The sequence below is a fragment of the Geomicrobium halophilum genome (genome assembly GCF_014207655.1).
GTDB lineage: Bacteria > Bacillota > Bacilli > Bacillales > Marinococcaceae > Geomicrobium > Geomicrobium halophilum.
The window spans coordinates 569,695-587,095 of sequence record NZ_JACHHJ010000001.1 but is presented as its reverse complement, the minus strand read 5'-3'; the positions used below and the strand labels follow the sequence as shown (position 1 = coordinate 587,095).

The 17,401-nt window shown below is 41.9% G+C and carries 17 protein-coding genes and 4 pseudogenes; 6 read left to right on the top strand and 15 right to left on the bottom strand.

What is annotated here, in order from left to right; genetic code table 11:
- Positions 1 to 17 precede the first annotated feature (17 nt).
- The 15 genes and pseudogenes from HNR44_RS02870 to HNR44_RS02790 form a co-directional block, all read right to left on the bottom strand.
- Entirely contained in the window at positions 18 to 935 is a 918-nt protein-coding gene (locus HNR44_RS02870; protein WP_184402604.1) for a dihydrodipicolinate synthase family protein, read from the bottom strand.
- Between the two features lie 20 nt (positions 936 to 955).
- Positions 956 to 1,960 carry a C-terminal binding protein gene (locus HNR44_RS02865; protein WP_184402603.1) on the bottom strand — a complete coding sequence of 335 codons (1,005 nt, stop codon included), beginning with the start codon at positions 1,958 to 1,960 and terminating at the stop codon, positions 956 to 958.
- A gap of 110 nt (positions 1,961 to 2,070) precedes the next feature.
- Positions 2,071 to 3,084 (bottom strand): annotated as a pseudogene (locus HNR44_RS02855) (mandelate racemase/muconate lactonizing enzyme family protein).
- A 263-nt stretch (positions 3,085 to 3,347) separates the two neighbouring features.
- Positions 3,348 to 4,442 (bottom strand): TRAP transporter substrate-binding protein, encoded by a 1,095-nt coding sequence (locus HNR44_RS02850; RefSeq protein WP_184402600.1) that lies wholly within the window; start codon positions 4,440 to 4,442, stop codon positions 3,348 to 3,350.
- A gap of 102 nt (positions 4,443 to 4,544) precedes the next feature.
- Positions 4,545 to 5,825 carry a TRAP transporter large permease gene (locus HNR44_RS02845; RefSeq protein WP_184402599.1) on the bottom strand — a complete coding sequence of 427 codons (1,281 nt, stop codon included), beginning with the start codon at positions 5,823 to 5,825 and terminating at the stop codon, positions 4,545 to 4,547.
- 11 nt (positions 5,826 to 5,836) lie between these two features.
- Positions 5,837 to 6,361 (bottom strand): TRAP transporter small permease, encoded by a 525-nt coding sequence (locus tag HNR44_RS02840; RefSeq protein WP_184402598.1) that lies wholly within the window; start codon positions 6,359 to 6,361, stop codon positions 5,837 to 5,839.
- A gap of 417 nt (positions 6,362 to 6,778) precedes the next feature.
- Entirely contained in the window at positions 6,779 to 6,931 is a 153-nt protein-coding gene (locus tag HNR44_RS02835; RefSeq protein ID WP_184402597.1) for a hypothetical protein, read from the bottom strand.
- A 114-nt stretch (positions 6,932 to 7,045) separates the two neighbouring features.
- On the bottom strand, positions 7,046 to 8,020 hold the full coding sequence (locus tag HNR44_RS02830; RefSeq protein WP_184403524.1) for an NAD(P)-dependent oxidoreductase: 975 nt from the start codon (positions 8,018 to 8,020) through the stop codon (positions 7,046 to 7,048).
- Between the two features lie 45 nt (positions 8,021 to 8,065).
- On the bottom strand, positions 8,066 to 9,094 hold the full coding sequence (locus HNR44_RS02825; RefSeq protein ID WP_184402596.1) for a zinc-dependent alcohol dehydrogenase: 1,029 nt from the start codon (positions 9,092 to 9,094) through the stop codon (positions 8,066 to 8,068).
- A gap of 35 nt (positions 9,095 to 9,129) precedes the next feature.
- The gene (locus HNR44_RS02820) at positions 9,130 to 9,888 is read right to left on the bottom strand and encodes an SDR family NAD(P)-dependent oxidoreductase (protein ID WP_184402595.1); all 759 of its coding nucleotides are present in this window, start codon (positions 9,886 to 9,888) and stop codon (positions 9,130 to 9,132) included.
- Between the two features lie 22 nt (positions 9,889 to 9,910).
- Positions 9,911 to 10,810 (bottom strand): fumarylacetoacetate hydrolase family protein, encoded by a 900-nt coding sequence (locus HNR44_RS02815; protein ID WP_184402594.1) that lies wholly within the window; start codon positions 10,808 to 10,810, stop codon positions 9,911 to 9,913.
- Positions 10,811 to 10,844: 34 nt separating this feature from the next.
- Positions 10,845 to 11,556 (bottom strand): annotated as a pseudogene (locus tag HNR44_RS17565) (SDR family NAD(P)-dependent oxidoreductase).
- 42 nt (positions 11,557 to 11,598) lie between these two features.
- A complete protein-coding gene (locus HNR44_RS02800) occupies positions 11,599 to 12,756 on the bottom strand; it encodes a UxaA family hydrolase (RefSeq protein ID WP_184402591.1) in 1,158 nt (385 codons plus the stop codon).
- Positions 12,753 to 13,076: a UxaA family hydrolase gene (locus HNR44_RS02795; RefSeq protein WP_184402590.1), complete on the bottom strand. Its 324-nt coding sequence runs from the start codon at positions 13,074 to 13,076 to the stop codon at positions 12,753 to 12,755. The genes HNR44_RS02800 and HNR44_RS02795 overlap by 4 nt, the downstream gene beginning before the upstream one ends.
- 15 nt (positions 13,077 to 13,091) lie before the next feature.
- On the bottom strand, positions 13,092 to 14,216 hold the full coding sequence (locus HNR44_RS02790) for a UxaA family hydrolase (RefSeq protein WP_184402589.1): 1,125 nt from the start codon (positions 14,214 to 14,216) through the stop codon (positions 13,092 to 13,094).
- A 436-nt stretch (positions 14,217 to 14,652) separates the two neighbouring features.
- Here HNR44_RS02790 and HNR44_RS02785 point away from each other — a divergent pair.
- From HNR44_RS02785 to HNR44_RS02765, 6 genes and pseudogenes are all read left to right on the top strand, one after another.
- Positions 14,653 to 15,273: pseudogene (locus HNR44_RS02785) on the top strand (SDR family NAD(P)-dependent oxidoreductase); the annotation flags it as partial.
- Positions 15,274 to 15,317: 44 nt separating this feature from the next.
- Positions 15,318 to 15,560, top strand: a complete 243-nt coding sequence (locus HNR44_RS17560; protein WP_246406946.1) for a cupin domain-containing protein — start codon at positions 15,318 to 15,320, stop codon at positions 15,558 to 15,560.
- Positions 15,550 to 15,789 carry a cupin domain-containing protein gene (locus tag HNR44_RS17555; protein WP_246406942.1) on the top strand — a complete coding sequence of 80 codons (240 nt, stop codon included), beginning with the start codon at positions 15,550 to 15,552 and terminating at the stop codon, positions 15,787 to 15,789. The genes HNR44_RS17560 and HNR44_RS17555 overlap by 11 nt, the downstream gene beginning before the upstream one ends.
- A gap of 92 nt (positions 15,790 to 15,881) precedes the next feature.
- Positions 15,882 to 16,644: pseudogene (locus tag HNR44_RS02775) on the top strand (SDR family oxidoreductase); the annotation flags it as partial.
- On the top strand, positions 16,630 to 16,875 hold the full coding sequence (locus HNR44_RS17795) for a GntR family transcriptional regulator (protein WP_184403523.1): 246 nt from the start codon (positions 16,630 to 16,632) through the stop codon (positions 16,873 to 16,875). The pseudogene HNR44_RS02775 and the gene HNR44_RS17795, both read left to right, overlap by 15 nt.
- Positions 16,876 to 16,913: 38 nt before the next feature.
- On the top strand, positions 16,914 to 17,084 hold the full coding sequence (locus HNR44_RS02765; protein ID WP_184402588.1) for a hypothetical protein: 171 nt from the start codon (positions 16,914 to 16,916) through the stop codon (positions 17,082 to 17,084).
- Positions 17,085 to 17,401 lie beyond the last annotated feature (317 nt).

Below are 17,401 nucleotides of genomic sequence, written 5' to 3'. Positions count from 1 at the left end.
TACCCCTCCTAAGGTTCCTACGAATCGAAGATAGACAAACCGGCTTTTTGCAAAATCTCTTTTAAAGGTTGATGATCTTCCATATCCATGGGGTTTCCCGGTGAAAATACATACGGTTCGACCTCTTTTCCAACCATTCTCATTGCTTTTTTTACAACATTTATCGGAGGTGCATCCCATTTATAGAGTAAAGGAAGGTAGGCAAGCTTTCGATGCAAATTCATCATTGCTTCAAAGTCTTGTTCCAGAAAAGCTTTATAAATGCCGATTTGCAAATGTGGTGCAATATTAACACCCATCGATATTGCACCATCCCCGCCTAACATCAATGTATTTAACAGATGGTCATCATAGCCGGAAAAAACTTTAAACCCAGGCCTTACCTCTTTAGTCTTGAGAATCATTTCCCGGATATGTCCCGCTTCATCCACGGTTTCTTTAATACCGACAATGGACGGAACTTCTAGAGCAAGCTTTGTGACCAGATCCGGATTTAAGTCATACCCTACTGCTCCCGGAAAATTGTATAGAAGCATAGGTAAATGAGTGTCATTTGTCAACTGTTTGTAATACGAAATTAAATTGGCGTCATTTACTTGCCAAAAGTAAGGAGGGATGACGACAATACCATCGGCTCCTATATCCTCCGCATGCCGGGAGAGCTCCCTGGTTTCCTCGTAAGAAGCTGTCCCAGTGCCTATAAGCACCGGTACTCTGCCTTTAACGGCAGCCACCGCTTCAAACGCCATTTGTTTACGTAAATGGAGGGACATATATCCAAATTCTCCGCCGGTGCCCATAAAGAACAATCCGTTTACGCCTGCTGTAATGAGTTCGTCTATGTGTATTTGCATAGCGGGAACATCGAGACCGCCGTCTTGTTTTAACAAAGTCACGACAGGAGGAATGATACCTTCCCAGTTATGATTAGTCATAACTCCACTCCTTCACCATTTTATACATGGCTTTCCGAAAGTTTAATTCGGGGTGATCCAATTAAATGTTGATTAAAGAAATAATCAGGATTTCTGCCGCTCAACACACGTAAAACATTTTCAGCCGTTTTTCTTTTTAACTCAGCTTGTGATTCCTCAGAGTACCAGGCAATATGGGGAGTAAGGATGACCTGATCCATATCCAGCAACTGGCTTTGGGGAGATATCGGTTCTTCTTCAACAACATCCAGGGCAGCACCGGCAATTCGATTTTCTTCTAAAGCAACAACTAATGCTTTTTCATCAATGACTGGTCCACGAGCTGTATTAATAATGAATGCTGTTGTTTTCATTTGTTCAAATTGTTCTGTGCTAATCATGCCACGTGTGCTTTCCGTTAATGGTGCGTGAACCGAGATGAAGTCGGAACGCCGGCAAAGTTCCGAAAGATCTACGAGTTCAACATTATAATCACGAGCGCTCCGATCATCGGCGTACGGATCATAGGCAATAATATTTAATCCAAATGCTTGGGCTTTTAAAGCAAGTGTTTGCGGAATTTTACCAAAACCTAATAACCCTAATGTTTGGCCCCGTAACCGATAGATGGGCCGACCTTCATTAAAGTCCCAAACTCGTTTTTTTACTGTACGATCAAGAAATGCAACCTTTCTGGCTGCAGCAAGAATTAGTGCAAACGCATGATCAGAAACTTCATCCATACAGTAATCGGTCACATTGCTAACGACAATCCCATGTTTAGATGCTACCTCCACGTCAATCGTATTGACCCCTACACCATATCGTGAGATCACTTTGCATTTTGGCAATGCGTCGAGAACTTTTTTTGGGAATGGAGCATATTGAGTTATAATGCCATCTGCCTCTTGGCAGGCGGAGATAACCTCGTCTTCAGTGCGACACTGTTTTTTAATAAATTCTATGTCCCCATGGGAAAGCACCTCTTCCTCAGGTTGTAATGAGGGAAATTCATAATCGCTGATCACTACCTTCCACTTTGCCATGAAAATGTCAACCTCCTTTATTTTATAATATAAAACTAAGTTTTACTATATATTATATTTTATACTTTACAGGAAAGCGCTTTTAATTTCAACAATTAATGTTTTATTCTTTATTTGAAAAAGGGTTCACCATGTTTGCGATATTGATAGGCCACATCTTCATCAAGCTCAACCCCAAGACCGGGTTTGTCAGAGATTATCAAATATCCTTCTTGAATAAGGGGTGAGGATAGTTTAGCAAGATCATCCCAAAATGGAACGCTTGCTGAATGCCATTCCAACACTAGGAAGTTCGGAATTGCTGCACATACGTAGGCCGCTGCCATCGTCCCGATGGGACTGCTAATATTGTGAGGTGCCAAAACCACGTTGTGCATATCTGCCAAATCCGCAATCCGACGAGCTTCCATTAACCCCCCAACCTTTTGAAAATCTGGGGAAACAATGTTCAGCTTGCTTATTCAAAATCTCGGGAATTGATGGCGCAAATAATGATTTTCACCGGATGCAATTGGCACCTTTGTTTCATGAGTGACCCAACGCAAAGCATCGATATTTTCCGGAGGCGTTGGGTCCTCTAACCATAATAAATCATAAGGTTCACAGGCCCGAGCCAATTTAATGACATCATTAGCATTATAATTCCAATGACAATCGATGGCGATATCGACGTCATCGCCTACTGCATTACGGACGGCTGCTACTAAACTGACCATGAAATTAATTTCTTTCCTCGTCAACGAAAGATTGTAATCATCCATGGAATAGGGCGTTGGTACATCGATATCAAATTTTAAAGCCGTAAAACCTTTCGCGACCATTTTTTTCGCCTGCTCTGCATAATTTTCCGGATTGATCATCCCCGCTTCTGAGCGCTTGCCACCGTGAAACTTCATGCTTAATTCCTGCTCTTCCTCTACGTTAGCGTTTTTATCCCAATGGGGCGTGCGCGTTAACAATACCGGGGAAATGCTTTCCAAAGAATCACCTGCATGGCAATCTGCATATATTCGAATCTTGTCCCGATATTTTCCACCCAGCAATTGATAAACGGGTACGTTCAATTTCTTGCCGACGATATCAAACAGGGCGGTTTCAATTCCTGTAATTGCATGCAGTGTCATTCCGGTTAGGCCACCGGCATAATCGAGATTTCGCGGATCTCCTCCAATTAAAACCACTTTTAGTTCAGCAATGACTGCAGTTAGACCCGGAGGAAAAAGGCTTCCCTGTATCCGACCGCATCATCATCTGTGATTACCTTAATAATGGTCCAATCATAATTAGCTTCTATTACAGCGGTTTGTATATCTTTTATCTTCATATTGAGAACCTTCCCATTTGATGATATTTCATTTATAAAAATAGAAGAGAAATGTTCCAATTCCTATTGAGTAGCCTCTACCGCTTCCATAAAATCGTTAACAATATCTTCCCCAATTGTTACTGAATGATCTTCAATCACAGGCTCAACGGCTTCTTGGAATCTTTCATATTCTTCATCAGTGATTTCTGAAAATTCCATGCGATCCTGAATATCTTCTAAACTACTTTCTTCTACCTCGCGTGTCCGTTCACGATTAAATTCCCTCGCTTCATATGCGGATTCAGCAATTGCTTCCTGTTGATCTTCGTCCAATTCATCCCAAATTGGTTTACTGAATAGGAAGACAAACGGTGTGTAAACATGGTTAGTGCCAGATAGATAATCATTTACCTCGTCAAAACCTTCAAGATCTATAGTAGGGTATGGGTTTTCCTGGCCATCTATTGTGCCTTGTTGTAAACCTGTGAACACTTCACCCATAGACATAGGAGTTGGGTTAGCACCCAAAGCGTCCCAAACATCCAAATGGATATCTGTTTCCATCGTTCGAAGTGTTAGCCCATCAAGATCATCTATACTTTCTACCGGCCTTATATCGTTAGTTAAATTTCTAAAACCATTTTCCCACCATGCCAGACCCACTAAATCCTGGTCTTCCAACATATCTAGCATCTGATCACCGAAGGGTCCATCCAATACCTCATCTGCGGCCTCATGATCAGGAATCACAAATGGTAAATCAAATACGCCATACTCGGGCATAATGTTCATTAATGGGGAAGTCGATGGTATAGTGATTTCCAAATCCCCATTCTGTAACATTTCTGTAGCTACAAGGTCTCCTGCAATTTGCTCGGAATGGTACACTTCTACATTAAAATCATCAGTCTTTTCTGTCAAAAGCTCTCCAAAATGCACCGCCGATTCATAAAGAGGGTGCTGATCATTGAGCCCCAAACTGATGCGCAAAGTTTGCGCTTCCTCAGGGTTATCCGATTCAATTACTCCCCCTGCTCCTCCCCCATCTTCTGCTTCCGCCTCATCCTCATTGTCGAGCTCATCTTCACTTACATCAACTTCCTCCCCTCCACAAGCGGCTAACATCAGCAACAACGCAAATGACAAAAAAAATGGTAACAACAATTTTTTATTCATAATCTAACTCCCCCCTAAATAATGATTAATGATATTATCCTACCGACACTATCACGAACTAGTAAAAATAATTACCACCCCCTTATATTTATTACAGGAAAACTAATCCCCCAAAGAGACAAGAAAAGTCGATAATTGTGGAACAAATATAATTATCAATAAACTGAGAATCAGAGCAATTAAATATGGCACAACCGCTCTGGCCAAGGTCATTATTGGAATGCCCGAAATCCCCGATCCGACAAAAAGATTAACGCCCACCGGAGGGGTAATAAATCCAATAGCTAAATTGACGACCATCATTATTCCAAAATGTACTGGGTCCAATCCTAACTCCGTAACGATTGGCATTAAAATTGGAGTCATAATGATGATGGCAGCTACCGTTTCCATAAATGAACCAACGATAAGTAGCAATAAAGTAATCAACAAGAGAATGATGATTGGGTTTGTGGATAAATCTGTGATAAGCACTGCCACCTGAGTAGGTATTTGCTCGATTGTTAGCAAGCGCCCAAAGGCCGCAGCAACCCCAACAATAATTAAAATGGTAGCTGTCGTTAACGCTGCATCACGAAACACGCCAAATAAATCCTTGAATTTTAATTCGCGGTGGAGAAAAAGGCCTATTATCAAGGCAACTGCTACTGCTACAACCGCTGCTTCGGTTGGGGTAAAAATACCTCCATAAATTCCTCCCAGAATAATAACTGGAATAATTAAAGCCCATTTGGCATCCCAAATCGATTTGATAAAATTTTTAAATGTTGCTTTTTCTTCCCGGCCTTTATACCCTTGCTTTTTAGAGTAGATATATGCCCATATCATAAGTATGATCCCAATAAGAATGCCTGGGACTATACCAGCAATAAACATATCGCCAATCGAAGTCAGTGATGAGGTCCCATAGACAATCATAGGGATGCTTGGAGGGATTATAACCCCAATGGTACCGGCAGCAGCGACGGTAGCCGTCGCAAATTTTTTATCATACCCCATATCCACCATCGCCGGAATCATGATAGCACCAATCGCCGCAACGGTGGCAGGACCCGAACCAGATATCGCCGCGAAGAACATGCATACAACAATAGTAGCCATAGCAAAGCCACCTGTGAATCCCCCAACCATCACGTAAGCGAGATTATACAAACGGTTGGTAACACCCCCTCTCCCCATAAGCTCCCCTGCAAGAATAAAGAAAGGTACCGCCATTAATGGAAAAGAATCCGTTTCTGTTACCAAACTTTGTGCAATAAAATTTAACGACATTGTTTCCGAATACAAGAGCGAAATCATAGTCGCCAACCCAAGAGAAATTCCAATTGGGACACTTAATGCTAGTAGTATGAAAAAAGATACAAATAAGATGATAGCTGTCATTATTCGCCCTCCTATTGCTTCATCTGTTCACTAAATTCTTCTTCAACATCTTCAAAATCACCGGTTTTCAAACGACTAATTTGCCCCCAAATATGTTGAATAAGTCGAATGGACGTTAAAAACATACCTACGGGTGCTGCTAAGTAGACGACTCCCATAGGGATTTGCAAGCCCGGAGTCACTTGTCCACGGTCAAGGGTTGTAGAAGCAACGTCGTATCCAAAGTAAACCATCGTGATAGCAAAAATTAAAAATAAAACGTTAGCAATAATGTTTATAATAACTTTCCCTTTTGCTTTAAATGCCATGAGCAAGGCATCTACAGATATGTGTCGCTGAGTTTTCACGCCATAACTAATCCCGACAAGAATTAACCATATAAAAGAAAACCTCGCCAATTCTTCTGCCCAACTTGAAGAATCATTCATAACAAATCTCATAAAGACGTTATACAATACGACCACTGTCGCCAGCGCACTTAGAAAGACTAGAATATACTCTTCCAAATGTTTATCTAACCAGCGTAAAATCTTCAATGACTAATCCTCCTTGTAACGACCATTTCTTTTTCCATTTAGCCCTTCCAATTTTCCTGCTTGAAATTACAATTGTTAACCTTTTCATTTCCTTTGTTTTGTAATGTAAAATGATGTTCTTAGTATGTGAATCTCATTATATATGAAAGCGCATACAATATAAACAAAAATATAAACTTTAGTGTAAATCTTAAGATTCTATAATAGGAAGAGTGCCATTAAAGTCCCTGTCCCACTAAACATGAACGCAAAAGCGATGTTCCCCCAGTCGATTCGGTATGGATTTTCCTTCACTAAATTCCCGGTCAGCGTCACGGTAATATTGAATGGACCGGCCATCACTGTCGATAAACCTGAGGTGTTTCAGAAAAACATTGATTAAATAAATGAAAATGAGCAGGGTATATAATAGATGCATTAAAGTGAACCTTTTTCTTTCTGATCCGGTATGGCATGATCATAATCTACCTTACGCCTGAGTTGCTTAATGTCTTTCATATTCACAACCGCGATGCCGGATAATACAAGTAGTATTCCGAACAAAGTTCCCAATGACAACGTTTTCCCCAAAAAGGCCCATCCGCAAAGAGCACCAACAACCGGAACTGCCAATATGGCAAACACATAAGCAGTTTATGGCCTGAATCTACGTAGTTAGTAATGGGTTATATAGTATCGCTTTTTTTAATCCATAAACTCCTTGACAATATTTGGCGGTTCCTCTCCATTAATACCTTTCATCAGATTTTCGGCAGCAAGTTTTGCCATATCAAACCGTGTTTTAACTGTAGCTGAACCGATATGTGGGATAGTGACTGCATTAGGCATCTTTAATAACGGGTGTTCAGGGTCGACCGGTTCTTGTTGAAAAACATCCAAAGCAACTGAACGGATTTCTCCTGTTTGCAGCGCCTCAACCATGGCGTCTTCATCAACCGTTTGTCCTCGTGAACCATTCACAAACACGGCAGATTCTTTCATTAATTTGAATTCATCTCTTCCTATAAAATGAACCGTTTCAGGACTTAGAGGCGTCATTAACACGACAAAATCTGAATGTTTCAGCAAATACTCTAAAGAGGCATACGTATAACCATGTTCTTTTTCGACGTCAGGTTTACGACTTCGGTTGTAATATAGGACATCCATGTCAAACCCATATTTTCCTCGTTTGGCAATTTTTTCTCCAATTCTTCCCAAACCTATCAAACCGAGCGTTGCATGGTGAACGTCTATGCCAAAAAATTTCTTATCCCCCTCCCCTTTTTTCCAGCGACCTTGTTTCACGTAATGGTCTAATTCGGGAAGTCTGCGGGCAGCGCTTAAGATTAAGCCAAAAACTAAATCGGAGACCGTATCATCCAATACATGCGGCGTATTCGTCCCCATAACATTGTGCTTTCGCATTGCCTCTATATCAAAATTGTTGTAACCAACAGACGCATTGCTGACGATTTTAAGCTTAGGCGCTTGATTAAGTATTGAATCATCGATTTTTTTTCCGGTGATTAACAGGCCTTCTGTATCAGAAATTTCCGCTATCAGGCGTTCGTCCGAAACGGGGCCTTCGCCATCCCATTTCCGGTATTCACAATGTTGTCCAATATACGTTTCCACTTCTGCCGGAACAGGTGCAGCAATATAAACTTTAGGTTTAATGGTAGCTCCTCCTTACTTGTCGATCATTTTTGCCTAGATTTTTGCCTAGAATGAAAAAACAGGTTTTGGCACCTTCTTGGCAATAGCATCTTCAAATGCATCCACTGCATCTTCCGGTTGATAATAGGCGACCATTTTTTCAGTTTGGATGACTCCTTCATCCAATAATTTAATTGCACGTTCGAAATTCACCCAGTCTTGTGAAAAGCTAGTATAAATGGAAAGTTCTTTACGAACGGCATTAGAAAGATTCGCTTCCACAGGATTGGCAAATAGGCCTACAAGGGTGATAGATCCCCCTTTGACAACCACTTCCAGAGTTGTTTGAAAAATAGGAGGGGCACCGGAACATTCAACGACGGCATGAACTGTTTCTCTGCCATGCTTTTCATTTAAGGCTTCCGGTATCGTTTGCACACTTGTATTAATCGTTTGAAAACCAAATTCTCGGGCCAAGGGAAGACGTACGTCTTCATCAGAATCAACCCCAACAACGATCGGCTCTGCGCCAACAACTTTCACCATCTGCGCCGCTAAAAGACCAATGGGTCCGGGACCGGTGACTAAAACCAAATCCCCCGCTTTAATATCACTTCGATCCAATATCGCATGTGTTAGAACAGAAGTGGGTTCAACTAAACATGCCTTTTCAAAGGAAAGTGTATCGGGAATCTTGTGTAGAGATTTAGGGTTAACGGCCACCCGTTCTGTAAAAATGCCATCTCTATGCATTCCTCTGATGTTAAAATTGTTACAAATATAATAATTTCCCTTAAGACAGGATTCACACTTTCCGCAATTCACGATCGGTTCTATGACCACACGATCTCCCGGTATATAATCCGTAACATTTTTACCGACTTCTACAACTTGACCCGAGCATTCATGTCCCATTGTCACAGGGGGCTGAATAAAATGGTGCGTGGGAGGAAAATGGTAGGCATGAATATCAGAACCGCATATAGAAGCATTTTTGATTTCCACCAGTACTTCGTCTTCCTTAGGTGTAGGCGGCTCAATGTTATCTACACGGATACCCCCATGCTTTCTTTCTATTTTCCTGATTGCTTTCATTACGTTCTCCTCCTACGACGAAAACCTGATATGATCTAATCCATTAATTGCCCGCCGTTGACTTCTATGATTTCACCCGTTAAATAGTCCGCTTCATCCGATGCCAAAAATAAAATTGAGCCGACGGTTTCTTCCGGTGTACCAGCCCGACCTAACGGAATTTGACCGACCATTTTTTCCATCATTTCCGGGGATGTAAATTGTTCATGAAACGGAGTTGTAATGATTCCCGGGGCAATGGCATTGACCCGGATGCCGTATTCCACCAAATCTTTTGCCATACCACGGGTCAACGTACTTACTCCACCTTTGGAAGCGGCATAAGCTAAGGCGCCTAAGCCTCCTCCGTTGCGGGCGGCAACAGAAGTCACATTTATTACTTTTCCTACGTCCTGTCTTTTCAATAAAGGAATCGCTGCTTTCGTCACGAAATAGACGGATTTGAGATTGACATTCATAATCCGGTCCCACAAATCTTCATTGAGATCTTCCAGCCGGGCTCTTCCCACCATCGACCCTGCATTATTGACCAAAATGTCCAGACGTCCGAATTTATTTTGTACTTGTTCTACCATTTGATCAACTTGTGTTTTATCAGCCACATCTCCCTGAACAATGAGCGATTGTCTTCCCAATCGCTCAATTTCTTTCGAGAGTTCTTTTGTTTCTTCCAAACTATGGTTGCAATGGACAATCACATTTGCACCCTTTTCTGCCAAACGTAAGGCAGCTGCTCTGCCAATTCCCGTACTGCTGCCGGTCACCCATGCAATTTTGCCATCAAAAGACTCCAAAATATCTCCTCCTCTTTGATTATTACTTAGCTTCTATGAATCTATTTGTTAATGAACCCAGTTTTTCAATTTCCACGGTCACTTCATCTCCCGGCTTCAAAAATTCTCTCTTATCTTCAGGCATCCCTAAAGCGACACCTTCCGGGGTGCCAGTCAAAATGATGTCACCGGGTTTCAACGTCATATGACGGGAAATATAACTTAGAATTGATTTACAAGAGAAAATCATGTCTGAAGTGTTAGAGTCTTGACGAACCTCTCCATTCACGGTTGTCTTTAAATCCAGTGTTTGCGGATCCTTGATTTTATCCGATGTGACAACGTAAGGACCGATTGGGCTAAAGTCATCGCATGTTTTCCCTAACAGCCATTGCGGTGTTCTGATCTGAAGGTCTCGGGCTGATAAGTCGTTGGCAGTACTGTATCCGAATACGTAATCAAGAGCTTGATCTTCTGGGACATCTTTCATTTCTTTACCAACAATCACAGCAAGTTCAACTTCATAATCCATTTGATCGGTAACCTTTGGCACTTCTATTTCTGACCGGTGACTTGTCAACGTATTATTAAATTTATTGAAAAGAATAGGCACTTCGGGATACGGGGAACCTGTCTCATCAGCGTGTCGTTGATAATTCAAACCAACGCAAATGATCTTTTCAGGGTTCCCAATAGGAGCCCCGAAATTTACGTCTTCTTCATTTAATAGCAATTGAGATTGATTCGAAAGCGAAAGCTTGGAAATATATTGCTTTAAATTTTCCAATAAATTGCCCCCATCACTTGATAATAATTCTTCCAAACGGGTAGGAATACCTTCCTGAGGTTGATTTTCCAGTGCTGCTTTCACGTTGACAATCCCTTCTTCTACCGCTACTCCCAAGACACGCTCACCATTTAGTTGATATGTGCACAATTTCATTTTTTACATCCTCCCCAAGTTTTTAGTAAAAGTTTTATAATGAAGCTCCGGAATCAATTGTAGCGATTGTACCGGTCATAGTATCTGTTTCTACCAAAGTGTGAACTTGCTTTACACAATCAGTGACCGTCGGTATTTTATGCAAAGGGGAATTCTTGATAAATTGCTGTACCGTAGAGTCACTATGCCCTCTAGTCCATCTCGTATCGAGGATTCCCGGAGCAATCGCGTTCACCAATATTTCCGGCCCTAATGCTTTAGCCAAACCTTTAGTTAAATGATTGACCGCAGCTTTAGAGACAGAGTAAGGCAAAGAACTCCCCGTTGGTCTATTTCCTGCAATGGATGAAGTGATGATAAGCCGGCCTTTTTTATGAGCTTTTAGATAAGGGGCAGCGGCCTTTGCAATCAACCATATGCCTTTAACATTGACATTCATGATCCCAGTCGTCCTCGCTTACACCATCCAAATCCTCGAATGGACGAAAAACAGTTGTACCTGCATTGGCAATGACAACATCCAACCTACCAAATTTTTCAATGATTGATTCCATCATTTCATCTACTTGTTTACTTGAAGAAACATCAGCCTGGACAGCCATAGCCTCATAGCCATCTTTGATAACCTCATCTACAGTTGCACTCGCTTCTTCCTCAGATTGCGAATAGTTGACAACAACATCCATACCTGAACTAGCGAGGTGTAGAGTTATCGCTTTTCCGAGCTTCCTCCTCCGGTGACCAATGCCACACGCTTTTCTTCACTCACAACTGTACCCCCACTTTTCTTACATTGTTTCAGCTAATCTCCAAATGGCAAATTCCTGATGGTTGTTTTTCTCGGAAGCTGTCAACTCACCATTGGCCACTTCCATCACCAGATCGTAAATTTCCATCCCAATATCGTTAATATTGTGCGTGCCTTCCAAAATTTTACCGGCATTCACATCAATATGTTCCGGCATATTTTTATATAGTTTTGGATTCGTACCGATTTTAACTACTGGAACAATCGGGGAACCGGTTGGAGAGCCTTTTCCTGTGGAAAATAAAACGATTTGCGCACCTCCAGCAGCCATTCCGGCTACAGATTCAACATCATATCCTGGGGTGTCCATAAAAATGAACCCTTTTTTCTCGGGTTTTCCGGAATAAGGAACTACCTCCTCTAAAGGAGCGGTTCCTCCTTTTTTTATACATCCCAGGGACTTTTCCTCTAGCGTCGTGAGCCCTCCGGTAATATTCCCCGGGCTTGGATTTGCCGATCGGACATCTTCACCGATTGCTTGAGCCCGCGATTCATATTCGTCAACAATCTTTAAAAACTGCTCGCCTACTTCCTTGCTGACCGAACGTTTTGCCAGTATATGCTCTGCACCGATGGCTTCAGGAGTCTCAGCTAATATACTAGTGCCCCCATCAGCAACGATTGCATCCGAGAACGCTCCAATCGATGGATTAGCTGTCACCCCTGACCAAGCATCAGAACCACCACATTCAAGCCCAATCGTTAACTCGGTTACATCAGCCTTTTCCTTCTTTTCAAGATGACTGCGTTTGACCGCCTCCGCTAACCATTGTCTCCCTTCGTTTAATACCACCGAAATCGGTTTGCTTTTCTGAACGGTTAGAGCATGGACATGGTGTCCTTCCTTTTGAAGTTCCTCAGCGATCGTTTCAGCGGGATCATTTTGACCCATACCGATAAATAGCGTGGCACTAACATTGGGGTGACCAGCCGTTCCTTTTAACGTCCGGTAGATTTGTTGAATGTCTTCAGGGTACTGCATTTGTCCCGTTTGATGGGTAACCGGAACCGCTCCGGGAACCAGATTCGCCAGCTTTTTTGTCAACCCTGCCAGTTCACCGGTGGTGTTCATGACAATCACGTGGTTCCGAACCCCGATCGTCCCATTTTTTCTGCGATAACCGTTAAACGTCTTCATATTTTGCTCCTTTCTTTGCCAGAACGAGCATCGTACCGTTCCTGTTCATTTAATCCACGAACATTGTGCACGTGCACGTGGTGGCCAATGGCTATGTCTTCGGTAGCAATACCCAACCACTCCCCGTATTTTAGAACGCTTTGACCTTTGGGAATGAAGTCAGTGGCGATTTTATGCCCGAATGGGATATTCTGTTGGACTTGAACATTCGTAGAACCTCCCTGGACAGACAGTGCTTCCCCTGCCCTTAAATTCCGAAGCGCGATGACCACGTTATCTTCCGCATGCATTTTCAATGAATTAAAGGTTTGTTCACTCATGCCCTGCCTCCCAACTCAATATGTCGTTCCTGAATGCGATATCGAAAATTCTCCAAGTTCAAGTTCTTCCAGTTTGGATTCCTGACCTGAACAAATGTCAATAATCTTCTGTACTACTTGATCGGCCTGCTGATCGGCATCATTATTGGTAACAGCGACATCCACAAGCTCATCCTCAAAATCGCCTTCTATTTGCGGAGCAACCGTCATACTCGGAAGCGCTACAGAACCGGTGAAAACTCCGCGGCTGCTTACCATGAGTACCACCGCGCAACCAGCGGATGCTAATCCAGATAACGCTTCCACAATGTTGCTGGGCACACGCATTAGATTAAGCCCCTGCTCCTCCGGATAGGACCCATAATCTAATAATCCGTCAATCGATTTTGTGCCGGTTAATCGTGCTTCGAGGTTCGCGAGATCGGTTTCTTCTTCCGACCATTCGTGCAGACCTGTGGTCTTGTCCTGAACTTTCTCCCAACGTCCTCGTCGCATACCCTCAGACAAGGTATGCAGATCCTGTTTCACTTTCGGATTTGGTGCGCGTTTCGACAAAATTTGTCCTGCAGGTTCTAATGTTTTTGACATTCCCATGATCACGTTCACATCATTATCGATTAACCTGTCAACGACCTTACCGATAACAGGAGCTGTCTGATGAAGAGATGATTCATCCGGGTCCACCGTCATGATCCCTACATTGATAGCTGATAGGGGATAGGTTTTCCGGGTTTCTGAAGCAGCTTCTTCAGCCCATTGTTCAGCTGCCTTCACCCCTTCGCTAATCGTATTTTTTCCACCGAAGAGTTCTTGGATGGCGATACCCTTAGTAGGCTTTGTTTTTGGAATACTTTTCAGCATGCCGCTAACCTGATTCGTTTCACAACCTAATCCCACAATTAATGAGCCGTAAAGATTCGGATTCTTTGTCACCCCAACGAGAATGTTTTTGGTTAATTGGAAATCATCCCCTAATTGAGCACAGCCATTCGCGTGCACAAAAGGAATGGCCAAAGGCACATGTTCGGCAATCTCCCGAACAACAACACTCGAGCAGATCACGGAAGAGACAATGCCGACATGGTTCCTCGTTCCTACCGTTCCGTCACTTCTTTGGTAGCCTTCAAATGTATAGGTCAATAATGACTCTCCTTTCACGATCAAATTATATTGGTAATAAGTCATTTTCTATTTAGTGGCGAACCGTCACCCATACAGCCGTTAGGAATGTTATATTTTATAAGGAAAGGTTACACTGAATTAATACAATCGCCTCCAATATACTTATATGTCAAAACGCTCATAAAGTTTTATATTATAAAATTCAGTTCGTGTATATTCTGATTATACATGAAATCGCATACATGGTAAACAAAAACTTCTTTTGTAAGTATGTGTAAACGGATTATACGAATTATAGATTACATTTGATAAACATATATCGAACATCTAATATATTGGCGCTTCGGGCTTAGGGCTTGCAGTTGCCAAAAGGCTTACATTCGAGAATATTCAGGTTATTATTCTCGACATCAAATCAGAAGAAGGTAACCATGCGGTTTAAAAACTTGCGTCACAGGGGCATGCAATTACTTTTAAGAAAGTAGATGTTACAGATAAAGAACAAATAAACACGACAGTTAGTGAGATTTATCAGCACTTTGGCAGTATTGATTACCTCGTTAACGCTGCAGGCATTATTAACCGTGTAAATGCCATTGATGTGACAGAACAGCATCTAAAAGATATTATGACCGTGAATGTAAGCGGTACTATATACGCGTGCCAAGCTGTGTTTAAGTATATGAGTCAGCAAAAGAAAGGGGCGATTGTGAATTTCAGATCGATGCTTTCACATTATGGGAGTAAAAACTTGTTGCCCTACGCCGCCTCTAAAGGCGCTATAGCACAAGTAACAAAATCGCTGGCCGTTGATTGGGCTGAACACCATATCAGAGTAAACGCTGTCAGCCCCGGCTATATCGAAACCAATCTTTCACATGGGGCAACGAAAGGTCCTATGTTTAAAGAACGAATATTATCCCGGACGCCTCAAAGGCGATTTGGAAAACCCGAGGAAGTCGCAGCTGTAGTTTCTTTCTGTCTTTCCGACCATGCCAGTTTCGTCACCGAAGCAGACATCCCTATTGATGGCGGCATATTAGCGGGAGACCCATCATTGTATCCTCCTGCTTAAGAATTGCACCTTCAGTAAATACATTTTTAAAGGAGCTTTGTGTCATGTCCACCGATATAAATGCTAGTGCAGAAAAAGTAGGATTGCCCGATATGGCCATCGATCTTGAGGAAATACCTTGGGTTCCTCAAAGCGACCGTGTATGGTTTAAGCCTGTGCGCTTTGACTTACAAAGCGGTAAATGGATTAATTTGTTATATGTTAAACCTGGTGGTATTGTCAATCGTCACCGACATACAAGTGCTCGCTTACACTCTCCAAGGTCAATGCGGGTACTTGGAAAGTGATTGGGTAGCTAAACCCGGAACTTTTGTATATGAACCACCTGGCGATATCCATACATTAACAGTTGATGGAGATGAGCCGAAGATCACACTTTTTATGTTAGAAGGTAGTGTTCAGTATATTGATGATAAAGATGAATTGACTTATCAAGACGATGTTTTCAGCAAATATCAGCTATACTTGAACTATTGTCAAGAACATGGCGTTAAAGAACAAAATCTGGTTTATTAATCTAATTATATACGCACTGCCCCCTGTCATACCCCTCTATTTATTGGCTGGGGCAGTGTTTTGCATCATAGTAAAAGTAAGGGTGAAGGAAAATGAATTTAAAACTTACTAATAAAGTTGCTATTATACTCGCTTCAAGCGACGGATTAGGAAAAGCTTCAGCTTTGGAATTTGCCTCTGAAGGGGCACAAGTGATAATATCCAGCCGTAACTAAAACAAATTAAATACGGCTGGAGATAGAGCAAACAACTAGTGGAAAGGTTGATTATTTTCCTGCAGATGTATCTAAAAAAGAAGATATCGAAGCTCTAGTGAGAACGACAGCTGAAAAGTTCGGGAGCATCGATGGCGGGCCGCCTGCTGGTACATTTAAAGATTTTACAGATGATGATTGGCAACAATCCTTTGAACTTCAGTTACTTAGCTATATTCGATCAATTAGAGAAGTGTTGTCTTATATGCAAAAACAAAAAGGCGGACGGATTATTAACATCGCGTCATCTTCTATCAAACAACCGATAGATAATTTAATTTTGTCCAACACATTTCGGAATGGTATTGCAGGTTTAGCAAAATCACTCGCTAGTGAACTTGCTACAGATAACATTCTGATTAATACGATTGGGCCGGGGATCATAAAAACAAACAGAGTTTCCGAAATAGACAAGGTCAACGCCCAAAAAGCGAGAACCTCCACAGAAAGCATAGAACTCGAGAAGTTAAAACAGATTCCGATAGGACGCTACGGGGAACCTGATGAATTTGCCAAATTCCTTGTTTATCTCGCATCCTTCGCCAACACGTACGTGACAGGACAAAGCTTATTGGTAGAAGGCGGTATGGTTAAAGCTCTATTGATAGCTTCAAAGTATCCGTATAAGGATGAGAATAATGAAACATTTTTGTTAGATAAAAGCAGTCTAACCGAACGTATTTATGATTATCTCAGAAACCAAATTGTTCAAAACCAAATGGCTCCTGGTACAAGGATTAATTACGAACAGTTGGCTAATGAGTTGAATGTTAGCCGAATGCCCCTAAGGGAAGCTGTAAATCAATTAAGCCAAGGTCAGGGACATTTGTAAACACACCGAAACGAAAAGATATTGAAGATCTTTATGACTTGAGAAGGGCTTTAGAGGAATTATCAGTTGAACTTGCACTACCTGAAATCCCTCTTTCACTCATCGAAAAATTAGAAAATGAAGCATCCTGTGCGGATGAAAAATTAAAGTTACGTATTGCGGAACCTTTTTTGAGGCTAACCGCAAAGGCTGCGGTAAAATTTACGTAAAGATCCTCTCCAAAATTTATAGGATAAATACGGTAATGAAACCAAGTAAATGAAAATACCTGTCACACTCTCGAACAAACAATAGTGCGCTGATCAGGTGCACAATAATTGTCTCAAACCATTGCTCGAACTTCCAGACCGTAGATATTCTGCAAACATATCTCGATGAAAAGAATAACAAGGTGATGCCTCGAGCCATATCCAACCTTGTCCGGTTTATCTTTCTAAACAGGTCAAACACAGCGGGTAACCATATAAGCGATATTTTCGCCATCTATGGGCGGTTCTCACTCATCCTTGCAGTACCAGTGATTGTT

Bases quoted from the DNA above. Each gene is read 5' to 3' on its own strand.
- HNR44_RS02870 (WP_184402604.1), bottom strand. From the start codon at position 935: ATGACTAATCATAACTGGGAAGGTATCATTCCTCCTGTCGTGACTTTG.
- HNR44_RS02865 (WP_184402603.1), bottom strand. From the start codon at position 1,960: ATGGCAAAGTGGAAGGTAGTGATCAGCGATTATGAATTTCCCTCATTA.
- HNR44_RS02850 (WP_184402600.1), bottom strand. From the start codon at position 4,442: ATGAATAAAAAATTGTTGTTACCATTTTTTTTGTCATTTGCGTTGTTG.
- HNR44_RS02845 (WP_184402599.1), bottom strand. From the start codon at position 5,825: ATGACAGCTATCATCTTATTTGTATCTTTTTTCATACTACTAGCATTA.
- HNR44_RS02825 (WP_184402596.1), bottom strand. From the start codon at position 9,094: ATGAAAGCAATCAGGAAAATAGAAAGAAAGCATGGGGGTATCCGTGTA.
- HNR44_RS02815 (WP_184402594.1), bottom strand. From the start codon at position 10,810: ATGAAATTGTGCACATATCAACTAAATGGTGAGCGTGTCTTGGGAGTA.
- HNR44_RS02800 (WP_184402591.1), bottom strand. From the start codon at position 12,756: ATGAAGACGTTTAACGGTTATCGCAGAAAAAATGGGACGATCGGGGTT.
- HNR44_RS02795 (WP_184402590.1), bottom strand. From the start codon at position 13,076: ATGAGTGAACAAACCTTTAATTCATTGAAAATGCATGCGGAAGATAAC.
- HNR44_RS17560 (WP_246406946.1), top strand. From the start codon at position 15,318: ATGTCCACCGATATAAATGCTAGTGCAGAAAAAGTAGGATTGCCCGAT.
- HNR44_RS17795 (WP_184403523.1), top strand. From the start codon at position 16,630: ATGGTTAAAGCTCTATTGATAGCTTCAAAGTATCCGTATAAGGATGAG.